At 56.2% G+C, this 13,380-nt stretch carries 12 protein-coding genes; all 12 read right to left on the reverse strand.

The window, feature by feature from the left end; genetic code table 11:
• Positions 1-93: 93 nt before the first annotated feature.
• Positions 94-1,338: a glycosyltransferase family 4 protein gene (locus tag PHV01_RS07735; RefSeq protein ID WP_337290582.1), complete on the reverse strand. Its 1,245-nt coding sequence runs from the start codon at positions 1,336-1,338 to the stop codon at positions 94-96.
• Between the two features lie 7 nt (positions 1,339-1,345).
• Complete coding sequence (gene asnB, locus PHV01_RS07740; RefSeq protein WP_337290583.1) at positions 1,346-3,271, reverse strand: asparagine synthase (glutamine-hydrolyzing); 1,926 nt, start codon at positions 3,269-3,271, stop codon at positions 1,346-1,348.
• A gap of 34 nt (positions 3,272-3,305) precedes the next feature.
• Positions 3,306-4,130 (reverse strand): class I SAM-dependent methyltransferase, encoded by an 825-nt coding sequence (locus tag PHV01_RS07745; RefSeq protein ID WP_337290628.1) that lies wholly within the window; start codon positions 4,128-4,130, stop codon positions 3,306-3,308.
• A gap of 210 nt (positions 4,131-4,340) precedes the next feature.
• Positions 4,341-5,492, reverse strand: a complete 1,152-nt coding sequence (locus PHV01_RS07750; protein ID WP_337290584.1) for a glycosyltransferase — start codon at positions 5,490-5,492, stop codon at positions 4,341-4,343.
• Between the two features lie 193 nt (positions 5,493-5,685).
• Positions 5,686-6,870: a radical SAM protein gene (locus PHV01_RS07755; protein ID WP_337290585.1), complete on the reverse strand. Its 1,185-nt coding sequence runs from the start codon at positions 6,868-6,870 to the stop codon at positions 5,686-5,688.
• A gap of 75 nt (positions 6,871-6,945) precedes the next feature.
• A complete protein-coding gene (locus PHV01_RS07760) occupies positions 6,946-7,746 on the reverse strand; it encodes a class I SAM-dependent methyltransferase (RefSeq protein WP_337290586.1) in 801 nt (266 codons plus the stop codon).
• A 2-nt stretch (positions 7,747-7,748) separates the two neighbouring features.
• Positions 7,749-8,471, reverse strand: a complete 723-nt coding sequence (locus PHV01_RS07765; RefSeq protein WP_337290587.1) for a methyltransferase domain-containing protein — start codon at positions 8,469-8,471, stop codon at positions 7,749-7,751.
• Positions 8,472-9,470: a glycosyltransferase family 2 protein gene (locus tag PHV01_RS07770; protein WP_337290588.1), complete on the reverse strand. Its 999-nt coding sequence runs from the start codon at positions 9,468-9,470 to the stop codon at positions 8,472-8,474. It lies immediately after the preceding gene.
• Positions 9,431-10,180 (reverse strand): TylF/MycF/NovP-related O-methyltransferase, encoded by a 750-nt coding sequence (locus PHV01_RS07775; protein ID WP_337290589.1) that lies wholly within the window; start codon positions 10,178-10,180, stop codon positions 9,431-9,433. The genes PHV01_RS07770 and PHV01_RS07775 overlap by 40 nt, the downstream gene beginning before the upstream one ends.
• A gap of 55 nt (positions 10,181-10,235) precedes the next feature.
• On the reverse strand, positions 10,236-11,474 hold the full coding sequence (locus PHV01_RS07780) for a glycosyltransferase family 4 protein (protein WP_337290590.1): 1,239 nt from the start codon (positions 11,472-11,474) through the stop codon (positions 10,236-10,238).
• A gap of 53 nt (positions 11,475-11,527) precedes the next feature.
• Entirely contained in the window at positions 11,528-12,379 is an 852-nt protein-coding gene (locus tag PHV01_RS07785; protein ID WP_337290591.1) for an FkbM family methyltransferase, read from the reverse strand.
• Positions 12,380-12,535: 156 nt separating this feature from the next.
• Positions 12,536-13,378, reverse strand: a complete 843-nt coding sequence (locus tag PHV01_RS07790; protein ID WP_337290592.1) for a CDP-alcohol phosphatidyltransferase family protein — start codon at positions 13,376-13,378, stop codon at positions 12,536-12,538.
• Positions 13,379-13,380 lie beyond the last annotated feature (2 nt).

Consider the following 13,380-nt stretch of genomic DNA (forward strand, 5'->3'; position numbering starts at 1 on the left):
ACTTAACACAAGGTGTTTTCAAAATTCTACGCACGTCGGAGACCGAAGTCTACAGCTTTTTCACGATGCGACCAAGTCAGGTGAATCTATGGCTCAGGGGTCAGGAGGGAAACGCGCTGCGGTTACTTCCCGAAAGACCTGCTCAAGCGACTTCACGAGCGGCGGCCAGGCGTATCGCTCGAGCGCATGACGGCGGCAGCTTAGCCTCAGATCCTGGTATCCGGTCGGGTCCGAACAGAACCGATTATGGTGTTCAAGAATCAGATGGGCGAGGGCATCCGGTTCCATGCCGGAAAAGAGTAGGTCCGAACGCAGCGGCCGGAGAATCTCTGGGGTTCCGCCTACAGGCGTGCCCAGAACAGGGGTGCCACAGGCGAGCGCCTCCACCGTGACTAACCCAAACCCTTCAAGCTCTCGCGTCGGCAGGATGAAGAAGTCGGCAGCTTGGTAATAGAGGGGTAGGTGCTCATCGGGGACAAAGCCCAGAAATCGAACGTGTTCATTGAGATCCAATGAGGCGGTGAGCGATTCGAGATCGTTTCGAAGGGAGCCTGCCCCGCCGATGAGCAGCAAGGTCTGCGGCGCCTGTCGTCGCAGGATCGCCATGCTCTGAATAAGCGTGTCCAGGCCCATGCGGGCTTCGAGGTTTCTGAGGGTGAAGAGGAGCGGCCGTCCTGTTGCGAACCCCAGGTTATTGCGGATTGCAGTGCGGTCCTCTGCCGGCTGGAACCGATCGGTATCTGCTCCGCCGGGGATCTTCACAATCCGTCGAGAGGGGATGCGGTACAGCTTCCAGAGCAGACCCGTCGAGAAGTCGCTCAGCACGTGAATGCGGGTGGCGCGTCTTAGGCATGTCCCCTCGATGAGCCACAAGACGGCCATGGCAAGGCTACCGGTCCATCCGCCTCGGTGGTGGCCTGTCATCCCCCGCCGTAAACGGTACTCCAAAGGGGCCGGAGAGTGAAAGGTGTACAGACTCGGGATCCGTCGCCCCGGAGGCGAGTGCAACACGCCGTAGCCCGACAGAGGCTGATGCAGGTGCAGGACATCGGCACCCGCCTCATCCAGCTCCTGGGCGGCTGTTCGCCGCGACTGGAGAATCGAGCTACGAACGAACCGGAGAAGGGAACGTTGGTCTGAGTGGAAATGCCGAATCCGGACGCCCTGCCGTTCAACCCTCTCTTTCGCCTCATCAGCGGGAGACCGACTGAGGATACGCACCTCGTGCCCAAGCTTGACAAGGCGGGACGCCTGCTCCCACAGGACTCGCTCTCCGCCGCCTCCGATGTGTGCCGGAGAAACGTCCGAGACTACGAGGATATGAAGCCCGGAGGTCATCGGTACCTCATCGTAGAGTCCAGAGCCCTCCCGTATCCAGATACTGGCGTATCCATAGCTCAGCGATCATCAGGGTCCAGAGGCGATCGCTATGGCTCCTGATCCCGGACAGGTGTTCCCGCTTGAGGGTCTCCACCACATCGGGGGCGAACAGGCCTCTGGCCCGGACCCGCTCCGGAGACAGGAGTTCTTCCAGTAGGCTCCGTAGATCGGTGCGGAGCCAGCGGCCCAGTGGGACCATGAAGCCCTGTTTTCGATGCGACAGGACCTGCGGGGGCAGCACGTCAGCAAAGGCGGTCTTCAGTAGGCTTTTGAGGCGAAATCCCCGAATCTTCATCGCTGGGGGGATGCCCAGGCTCTTCTCGATGACGTGGTGGTCACAGAATGGGGCGCGGAGTTCAAGGGAGTGGGCCATGCTCATCCGGTCGGCCATCACCAGGAGATCATCCGGTAGATAGGTGCTAAGGTCGATACGAAAGGCGCCATCCATCGGATCACTATACCCGCGGGCGGCAAACACAGCCCGGTGGACCGCCTCCACGTCTGTCTCCCACTGCTGCTGAAGGGCAGACGTTGCCATCCGTGTCAGATCGTGCTCGCTGAAGAAGCGCGTCCATCCTATGTACTGCTCTGGAAGAGGCTGGTCCGCTCCGGCCACAAATCGCCGGACCCAATCACCCCAGTTGCGGCTGGCCTCGGAGTCGGGGATAAATCGATGAAGAGCAGAGGGGAGGATTCTAAGCCAGTGGGGGAGTCGACCGTACTGCTCCGATAGCTTAACGCCTAGATAGCGAGGATATCCGCCGAAGGTTTCATCGCCGCCGATTCCGGACAGCGCTACCTTCACGTGGCGGGCTGTCGCCTGGGCCACGATGAAGGTGGGGAGAGCCGAGGAATCGGCAAACGGTTCGTCAAAGTGGCGAACAACGATAGGCAGCAGTTTTTCTATGTTAGGCTCCAGAATCTCTTCGTGATGGTCGGTCTCGAACCGTTGGGCCACCATACGGGCATAGGGCAGTTCGTCATAGGAGGATGCCGACCGGCCAAAGCCGATGGAGAAGGTGGCGATGCGCTGGCTGGTCACCTCCCGCATACTGGCTACCACCGCGCTCGAATCGATCCCGCCACTTAGGAAGACGCCGAGGGGGACATCGCTCTCTAGGCGGAGTCGGGTCGCCTCGCGGAGCTCGTGACGGATGTGGACAGCGGCATCGTGAACAGAGATGCGACCGACGGAATCAGGCGCCCCTTGGGGAAGGGTCCAGTAGCGCTGGAGGGCCAGGGTTCCCCTGTGCAGGGTGGCGGTATGAGCCGGGGGGAGCTTGGCGATCTCAGCGAAGATGGACCGGTCACCAGGCGTATATCCAAACGCCATGTAATGATGGAAGGCCTGCCAGTCAATGGATCGGGAGACTGCAGGGTGGCACAGCAGGGCCTTGATTTCTGACGCAAAGAGTAATATTCCGCTCTTGTGCCAGTAATAGAGCGGTTTCTTCCCAACCCGGTCCCGCGCCAGCAACAGGCTGTGTCGGCCGGCATCCCAGATCGCAAAGGCAAACATCCCTCTCAGCACCTGAACACAGGCTTGGCCCATCTCCTCATAGAGATGGACGATGACCTCGGTGTCAGTATTGCTCCTGAACCGGTGCCCCTTGTGCTCGAGATCGGCTCGTAAGTCTCGGAAGTTATAGATCTCGCCATTGAACACGATCCAGATGGTCCCATCCTCATTGCTCATCGGCTGATGGCCGGTCGGCGTGAGGTCGATGATGCTCAGTCGCCGCATCCCAAGCCCCACCTGCGTCCGGTTATCAGCGGGGTCCGTTTGAAGGTAGAAGCCTGCATCGTCAGGGCCGCGATGCTGAAGCGCATCGGCCATCCGCCTGAGCACCGACTCGTCAACCATCCCGACGATCCCGCAAATCCCACACATCCTGACTTATCCCAAGGTTGTTAGACGTTGTCCTCTAGGTGCTCGAGTTTGGGTGAGCCTTAAAGGCTATGACCTCGATAGACGGTCCCCATGCTTTCCGATCCAGACCCAGACCGACTAACAGCTGATAGGCTAGATGCCCGGCAACCTTAAGGCTTCTTCCGAACAGAGCCATCCGTGGCCCTAGTTGGGCGAAACTGTCATCGCTGCTTGGAGGGGCGGTACGAATTTCCGCCACTTCGAAGCCCAGCCTTGACAAGTGGTACAGGAAGGCGCTCCGACCGAAGCCGAAGAGGTGGAATACAGCCATATGGCGAAGCTCCACAGCCGACCACAACGACATCAACCAGACATGGAACGGCCCATTGGGGACCCGGATGTAGATCAACCCATTTGGCCGGAGAATCCGCCACGCCTCCTGCAATGCCCCGATTGGATTCCGTAGATGATCTAATACATTGATAAAAGTTACGACGTCGGTCGTTTCATCCGCAAGGTTGCACGGAAGAAATGAGGAGCAGCGGACTTCTAAACCGAGAGCCCGAGCCAAGGTGACGGCTTGGGTAGAGGGATCGAAACCGAGCCCCATCCATCCACGTTTTTGGCACAACGCAAGGAATGCCCCCGAGCCACATCCTACATCCACGAGGATTCCCGGTTTGGGGTGTAACTGTTCAATCCAGGCCATGGCGTGGATGTACACGTTGGATCGTTTCGATCGGAGCGGCTCATCGCGGTAATGATTCCAATATACGTCTCTGTACCACCCGGTAATTGTCTCCTCGGGTGGTATCGGGATTCTGACTAGAAGCGTACACTGCTGGCATCGAAGAATCTCCTCACCGTGACCGAGATGCATCACGGAGGTCGAGGTACTCCCGCACAGACACCTGACTGGTCCGGCCATGCTTACGATGATGCAGTCCGCCGTTGTGTCATTATAATGCTACAGATCCCAGTACATCTCGGTTATCCGCCTGGGGACCCGCGCGTCAATGGTCCCAACGATCCCGACGATCCCGCATATCACAGCCTGTCTCCTTTTTGAAGGCCAGGATAGTATTCCTTCTCAACTGTCCTTGTGTGATACCCTTTGTACCAGTAGCTTTTCGTAGAGCCTCTCAACCCGTTGAATCATTAATGCTAAGCTGAAATGTCGCTCCACGTGTTGCCTGGCCACCTCACCGAGCCTGTTGCCCAGTTCCTTGTTGACGAGAAGCGCGATGACCGCCCGCGCCAGCATTTGCGGTGCCTGAGGGGGAACGAGCAGGGCAGTAACCCCGTCCTCGACCACTTCGGAGACCCCGTTGACGCGGGTGGCGACGACCGGCTTGCCCATTGCCATTGCCTCCAGGAGAACAAAGGGGAGCCCTTCGGAGAGCGATGGGAGCGCCACGACGTTCAGTGCAGCGATGAGGACCGGGATATCCTCCCGCATTCCGGCGAATATGCAGCACTCCTCCAGGTGCTGGGCTTTCGCGTACTGCATCAGCTCGGCCCGAAGGGGGCCGTCCCCGACGATCAGCGCCTTGACCGTGGGAACGGCTGCTCTGATGTGTACCAGGGCCGTCAGTAGATCATGATAGCCCTTCTGCGGCGTCATCCGTCCTACAATCCCGATAAGTGGAGAGTCTTTTTCAAGACCGAACTCGCGTCTAACGGTTGACCCGTCGATGGTCTTTGGATCAAAGGCTTCGAGATCAACGCCGTTGCGGATCACTTGGATTTTTGCTGGATCCCTGCCGGATCGTCCGATGAGATCCTGAGCCAACGCATTCGCGACGCAGAGTATCTGATCCGAAAGCGCAAAGGTCAACCGCTCGCCCAGGAGGTACAGCGATCGTCGCATCGACGAGATCGGATAATCATAGAGAGAGTTGTGGATGGTAGAAACGATTACCGGGACGCCTGCCCACCTTCCGGCCAGTGCGGCGTAGAAGTTCGGTCTCGCGCCGTGGGACTGTATGATATCCGGTTTGTGTTGCTGGAGCAGACGTAGTAATCTCACCAGGGCAGCCGGGCTGAGCAGCCTGGGGATCGCAAAAGGGACCACGGGAATACCGATCTTTCGCAGTCGCTGAGGGAGGAGCCCCTCCGAGGGACAGAGGACGGAGAAAGCATACCGATCGCTGGGTAGACGAGCCGCCAATAAGAACAGGTAGGTCTCTCCTCCCCCGCGATCGGCGGTGTCGGCTATATGCAGCACTCTAATCCGTCGCATTCCTCGCGCGGATGACATCCTTCAAAGCCCTCCCCGCTTGCCGGGACCAGGTATTCGGCAGCTACCTACCAGCTATTATGCGCCTCCAACACCTAGCACATGCCTGTTTCTCCAAGGCCACGTACAGCCTCTTCTTGACCAGACCGAATGGATATTCATCTATTTCTTCGCCAGACCTTATTGTTACTTACTGTTACTGGCGGCCGAGCATACCCGGATGATTCTCTCCTTCCAACATCGGTGAAGGCCCATCGGGCCACATGCTCAATTTACAGCACCGCCGGCATACGGGAGCGAGGTTGCCGTCAAGCAGCCTCTTCCTGAACTCACGGAGGGGGGTGCTGTTCCAAATTGTCTCGACAGGCTGGTCAAACACGTTCCCGAATTTCCTGCGAAGAAAACCACAATGAACGAGGTTCCCGGCCGGGTCGATATACAGGTTGGTCAACTCTCGGCAAAAGAGCCTCGTCGTACTTCGGATCGTTCCATCGTAGAGTGCCGGGTATGTCTCTGCCGGGAGGGGGGGCTCGAACGCGGCCGTGAAGCCGTGACGACGCTCCAGATCCGGCAGGACCGCGAGTTGCTCATACAGTCGCTGGATCGAGTCCTTCGTCCAATCCTTTTGCTTTACGGTCATCATGATTACATCTGCTGGCGTCCACCCGAACTGACGACGGGTCGCCTCGATTTCATGGGGTAGGCAATACATTTCGTGGACGAATCCGATCTCTCGAACGCCGAGTTCCGTGACCACTCTGACAAATTCCTCCATTTGGTATATGTTCGACTCCATCATTACGAAGCTGACGTACACCCGCTGCGTCGTTAGCGCGAGTCGGATATTGCTGACGGTCGTCTCATAGGTCTCCTCTCCCCGGATCGAGTCATGGACCGGACCGATGCCGTCCAGGGAGAACCCAATGCCGGTCAGATGGCGCATTCGATGGAGCGTGGTCCAATCCTCCGGCCCAATTCTCGTGCCGTTTGTCGTGATGAAGGTCTCGATGTTGCGGGCATCCACCGCATCCAAGAGCTTCGGAAACCCTTTCCGCAGAAACACCTCCCCCCCGACGAAATAGACGGACCGGATCCGTGGCGGCAGCTTCTGGAGCCCATGAAGCAAGGCATCCGTCTGCAACTCTTTCTCTAGGCCCCTGTTCCGGTACTCGTTTTGAAAGCACATCGTACAGTGGAGGTTGCAGGCAAGTGTTGGTTCGACCGTTGCCGAGGATGGGAGGGGCATCTCCCCGGTCTTTTCCAGCAGTCGGTAGTCCACCTCAATGGGTGAAGCAAGAGAGTCTCGAACTTTGCGTAAGACCTTAATGCTCCTGGTCCGAATGGCCAGGTTCTTCAGCCAGCGCTTCAACTTAGGTTGCATGGATGGCTCTTCCTTCCGACCGACACGAATCAGACCATTGATGGCTGTGAAAACGAGAACTGCATCAACCTTTTGCTAGCAGGGCGAGATGCCGCAGGCGCCTCGTGCGGCTGTCTTCGCCCGCAACGGCTTCCTCCCGATCACGACCACCCCATAGGGCCCGGAGGTGTTGGAAAAGAGGGGATCCAGCGCTCCGATGCAGAACAAGAAAGGCAGAAGCAGCCTCTTCAGCCCTGTCTTGCCGTCGGTCAGCATATCCAATTCCCAGGCCAACTTCCCCCAGAACCCGAAGGCATAGCGCGCGTGCAGAATTTCCACTCCCAGCGATCGAAGCAAGGCGACGAGTTCTTCACGCGTGTACTGGTCGCCAATGTGCTCTTTAGAAGCCCAGCACGTATACGTTTCGAAATAGCGCGATGGAAACAGATATCGATGGATCTTTTCACACGGTATAGCCAAATACAAGACGCCCCCCGGCTCCAGCGCGTTGACCAGATTGGTGATCACCTGCTGATTGCCCGGGATATGCTCAAGACAGTCGATCGAAAAGACAAAATCGTACTTCTCGCGCTCATGCAGACTCACGAGATCCTCAACGCAAAACGAGACGTTTTTCAAACCCTTTCGGCTGGCCTCCTCCTGAGATTCCCGTATGTGCTCCTCCGAAAGATCATACCCTGTAAAACGTGCTTGTGGAAACCTTTCTGCAAGAAACAAGGTAAAGAGTCCAGACCCACAACCGGCGTCCAGAACCTTTGAAAAGGCGATGGTCCGCACATACTTCTTAAGATAGAGCGCTCGAATGTATGCGCTCACGAAAGCCGAAGGGTAATAGCGGTAAAACCATTGCTTTCCGATCTCAAGAATTGGATTCATTATCAGAAAAGAGTATCCATTCCTGAAATCTCCCAGCCGTATTGAGAGGGCGCGTGTCGCACTTTCTTCAGTAAGAAAAAGGCGTAAGATGACAACCCTGGAAAACTGGATGCCCCATATTTCACGATCGGATATGGGAAGGGATAGAGCGTAGCACCTGTGACCTCAACGAGCTCGAAGTTTGGATTCGATTTCAAGAAATCAATAAAGCCACTCGTCGTAAAGCAACGTATATGCGGACCGACTATGACATTACACAGCGGCTGGCGCCCCAATAGCAGGAGGGCGCGATTCTGAATGGCTGCCAAATTCGGAAGGCCAATCAGCAAATATCCGCCTGTTTTAACAACCCTGGCCATTTCCTTCATTGGGGTAAAGATGTTCTTGAGATGCTCCAGCACCTGGTTACAAATAATGACGTCTATTTCCTCGTCACCCATGGGGAATAATTCCCTCTCCAGATCGATCTGGATGACCCTGACCTGCTGGCTGGCAAGTTCGACGTATTGGGATTGTTGCTCAATGCCATAAACCTTAGTCGCATCAACTCCTAGTTCCCTTGCATAATGCATCGTCTTGACGCCGTCCCCGCACCCAACGTCCAAGAGGCTGTTCGCATCAGAAATGCGGTGGAGCAGATGGACCACGGCCTCGTAAGTCCTTAATCCTTCGTGCTGAGATTGCACCAGGTACCGATAGACTCTCCGTAACACTGAGTCGCCCACCTATGGTCCTTGCGAAATCGCTCCGGTGACATTCCGTAGTCCATCGTACAGCCCATGCCAGGCATTGAAGGCATCCTTCACATTCCCGGTCTGGATTGCTGAACTGAGAATTCGTCCGGAGGAAAGAAGAACGCACAGAGCCATCGCCAACGATGGACTCTTGAAATAGTCGTTGTGTCTGATCATGAGCAGCTTGTTCCGGAACATATAGTATATGCGCTCGGGGCTGCAAGTCGCTGGATACTGGATCTTGTGTTTCGCGACAGCATTTGGCTCATAGAGGATTCGCCACCCACGGGTTTTCGCCCGCAGGCAATAGTCCACCTCCCAATGATTGATGAAGAAATCAGGGGAAAATCCGCCGAACTGCTGGAAGACTCGCTTATCCAGCAACCAGCAGCATCCGATGACGTAATCGCACTCGACCAGTTTGCGGGCATCCCGATCGGAGTACCTGGCTGTCCACCGGCTGACAAACCCGGCGCCATGGGCCGTCTGGACCGGATTGCTGTAGACCACGGATCGGGCCCCCACAACGGCAACTCGCTCGTTGCGCGTAACCTCGACGAGGCGGAGGAGGGCGTCCGGTTCAAGCTCGACATCGGCATCCAGTCCGAGGATGTACTCAGCCTGAGGAGCCAAGGACGAGACGACCAGGTTATAGGGAATATAGCACCCGTCGTTTTTTCTGTTCTGGATGAGCCGCAGGGACGCCCAATCTTCTCCAACCATGGCCTGGAACCGTGCTTCAACCATCGGGACCGTGTTATCCGATGAGCCGTTGTCCCAGACAACGAGCTCCAATTTCTGCTTCGCGTACCTCACGTACCTTAGAGACTCAATACACGCAGAAAGATCTTTCTCATCGTTATAGGTGGGAATAAATATGGAAACGTGGGGGCAAGAAGGTTGGCTCATTCGATTGTCTACGCCGTAACTTCGGCCATCAATCTCCTCTGCTACTTCTTGATCACAAAGCCTTGTCCGGTGGGAAGGCATACAATGTGTTCAGGCTCATTCAAGAAAAACGAATCCATTGCCGATTTCGCGCCCGGACACGTAATGAACCCGTAGTCATCACACAAAATAATTCCTCCTGGGCTAGTCCTCTCATAGAAAAAGGCTAGCGAGTCATACGTTGGCTGATAGAGGTCAACGTCAATATGAACGAAGCAAAAACGCTTACTTGACGCCTCATGAAATTTATCCGGTATCCATCCCCTGTGATAGACGACGAAGTCGTACTCTTTCAAATTCTCACGAACTACGGCCTCGTCGCAGGCCATGTCACCCTGCGTCCAGTGATTGCCGTCTTTAGGTCCGGGCTTGGAAAGGCCGCTGAAAGAATCAAAGAGATGGTGGGATTTGCCCAGCCCGGCAATGTGACGACAAATCAAGTACGAAGAAGCGCCCTGGTACACACCACATTCCGCCGTATCGCCTTCAAGTAAAGCACACACTTTCATGAGCTGATTGAGTGTGTACTTACGATCAAGGGAGTGATAGTTATCCGTTCCGCAGTAGGTCTCATAAAATTTTATAAAGTCTTCGTCGTATTCAATCAGCCTGCCAAACTCACTGAACTTGTACCGCGGATAGACCTGCCGAGCCAGCGCCTCAGCAAGAACGTACCGGGACTTCTCATCTCCGCTGAGCAGAACGGCGAGGACATACCTGATGCCAGCAGCGGCTTTTGCCAAAAAGCTCATTTGACAGTCTCCACGGTTAATAGCCAGAAGGATGACCGGCCCGAGTTCAGAATCATCATGATCGTAGACCGACCACCCGCTTCCCCTCAATCGCCTCTTCGAACACCTTCAGCGTCCCCTCGACCATGGTGTCGATCGAGTAACCTCGGGTGACCGTTTCGCGGGCCTGATGGGAGAGCCGGTCGGCCAGGCCCTGATCGTCAAGCAGGCGCAGAATGGCGTGCTTCAGAGCAACATGATTCCCGGGGACCATGAGAAGTCCGTTGACGCCATCTTCCACGACGGAAGGAATGCCCCCGATCCGAGAAGCAACTACCGGCTTTTGGCACGCCATGGCCTCGAGCAACGCGAAGGGCATCCCTTCCTGCCGCAGGGTGGGCAAGACGAAGAGATCAGCGGCGTTCAGGTAGCTTGCCGACCGTTCATGGGGAACGTGCCCGGCGAAGATCACATGACTCCCCAACCCCAAGGAGTCCGCTAGACGCTTGGCACCCTCCACATAATCACCCTCTCCGGCCACTAGCAGTTTGACCCGTCCCTGTCTGACCAGCACATCTGGCAGGCAGTGGATTAAAACGTGTAGTCCCTTTTGCCTGGTCACATGACTGAGAAACACAATTAGGCGATCTTCCGGAGCAACCTGGTATTGGCGGCGAACGGCCTCACGCGTTTCTGAATCGGGGGCGAACGCCTGGATATCCACTCCATTATACACGGTGTAGACCTTGCGGGGGCTGACTCCGCACCACCTTGGGATAGAGCGCGCGACCTCGTTGCTGACCGCAATGAGCGCGTCGCATCGTCTGGCTACTGGCAATTCCCAGCCGAGGTAGTAATACAGAAACGCCCCGAGCCGCCGCCCCAACTGACCATACCCTTTACGATGACTTATCGCCTGGCGAATCTCCGACAGCAGGACCCAGCCGGCAAGCCCCTCGGTAATGACGACGACCGGGACGTCGCGTTGTCGCGCGAAGTCTATCAGCGTGGTCGGTACGACCATGTGCTGGCAGCACAGGATGTCGAAGGGATGTTTTTGATGCAATTCTCGAAAACGCCGGTCGCACGCGGATGCCCACGTCCTTTTCTGCGAAGCAAAGGCCGTGTCCTGGAGGTAGTGGATTTCGACCCCCTCCAGGCGCTCGCTCTCCTGTCCTGACGGATGCCGTGAAGAGATGACGGTCACGTCGTGTCCGCGGGCTGCAAGCTCTCGCGTGAGAATTCGCCCATGGATCTCCATTCCGCCCTTGATGCCGTGTCCATATGTGACAACCGAGACCAGGCAGATCCTCATTTGGACCCCAGGCACGTTCCCATGATCACGCCCCTACGACCACCTGACCACGCTCATTTCTGGTAGGCGTAAATCAACATGCCTCGAAACCGCCCCCTCTGGAAAGGCGGGGGGATCATATCGCAAATTTCGTAGCCGAAGCCGTTCTGCTCCAGGATCGCTAGGACACCGGACAAGGCATCCTCAGCGGGTCGTTCGTGGTGATGATACTCAAAGACCATCTCCTTCACGAGCTTCAGTTTGTTACGGTCCGCCAGCTCTCTGAGGACGCGCCCTTCAGCCCCCTCGATGTCCATCTTGAGGAAGTCGATTTCGGAGTGGAGGTACTCCGATAAGGTGATGGCTTCGATCATTGTCCTGGCTTTCAACCCCCTTTCCGGATTAGCGCTCATTGCCAACGACCCCGGTAGGCCCGGATCTGAATAAAACTCAACTGGTCCGGTCCGATCCAACACCGCCCGATTCACCAGGATCACATCGCGCAACTTGTTGCCCTGGACATTCTCCTTGAGAAGCTCGAACGTCTTCCTGTCGGCCTCGAACGCGACAAGCACGCAGTCTGGGTACACCCTCTTGAAATAGAGGAGCGACATGCCGATATTGCTGCCGCAGTCGAGGATCACTGGCCTGTAGCTGGTCGCTTTGAAATCGTATTGCTTGCAGATAAAGATCTCCTCGAATAGGAAGAGGAATACCGAGTAGTCGAAGAACTTGACGGTAAAGCCGAAGATGATTTCCTGCCTGATCGGCAGTTTGAGAAGAGCGATCCCCAACCGGTACTTGAAGACGAGCCGGCAATACGTCAGAAGCATGGGAAGCCGGCTCCGCGACGGCTCGTTTCGGAAGATGAGCCCCACATTCTGGACAATCCGAAACATGGCATAGGAGAACGAATAGGCGCCCATTGTAGAATCCTGCTGCTTACAGCTCTCAAACAGATAGTCAGCAAATGCCGACCGAGTTGCTGCACCGTCTGATCCGGTCGAGTCTCTCCGCCTCCCGGGTCGAGATCCAGATCGTGCCTGGGTGATCGCTCGTCATCCCACCCCTAACCGACGCGTTCATTTGTGCGCTAAGTACGATTGCCGCACTTGCCGACCCCGTATGCAATAAACGCCTAAGAGAAGCAGGCTGTGCGTCAAATAGTAGGTAAGATATAAGCTGAGCAGAACATCGACCGCGCTAGTCAAGTAGGCGATGACGAGAAGAAAATAATGCGTTTCCCGCACTCGAAGATTGGTCGCCACGATAAGACGGAGAGGCCACGCCGATTGCCGACCCTGTAGCATCGCTGGATCACTTTCGGATATCTCCTCGTGATGTTGCTCCGCCCCCGCCTGGTCTTCCGATCTGCTTTCCCGGTATGGTCTCAACAACTCATCAAATCGATGTTCCAAAAAACTGAGGATTTCGCACAGAAAGCATGTGATTCCCCCAAGTGCGAGCCAGAACATTGGCCCATATCCAAACGGTTCCGTCCACAGAAGCAGCTCAGGGTGGCGAAACGCCATGACGCCGACCACGGCCCAGAACCCAAGGTCGATTACACCCCCGCAGACCGAATCCAGAAACCGCCCATACGGATTTTGGGTCCTCATACACCGAGCAATATCGCCATCCACACAATCCAGGAGATTAAAGACAACGAGCAAAGCTAACCCTACTGGCACGGTTAAGCGTGATCCGCTGAGTAGCAGGACACAGCCAGCAAGTCCTACCACCGCCGACATCCATGATACCGCTTCTGAACTCAATCCCATACGCACCGCTATCCAGGTCAACCTGAAACCGATCGGTCGAAAGATATAGGTATTCAGCGGGAGATATTGCTCGTACCACCATCTCGAGACATGCGCCTCCTGAATCTCTTGCAGTGTTGGAAGCTTATGCTTGGTTTTATTCATGG

It is taken from the genome of Candidatus Methylomirabilis sp., assembly GCF_028716865.1.
Lineage (GTDB): Bacteria > Methylomirabilota > Methylomirabilia > Methylomirabilales > Methylomirabilaceae > Methylomirabilis.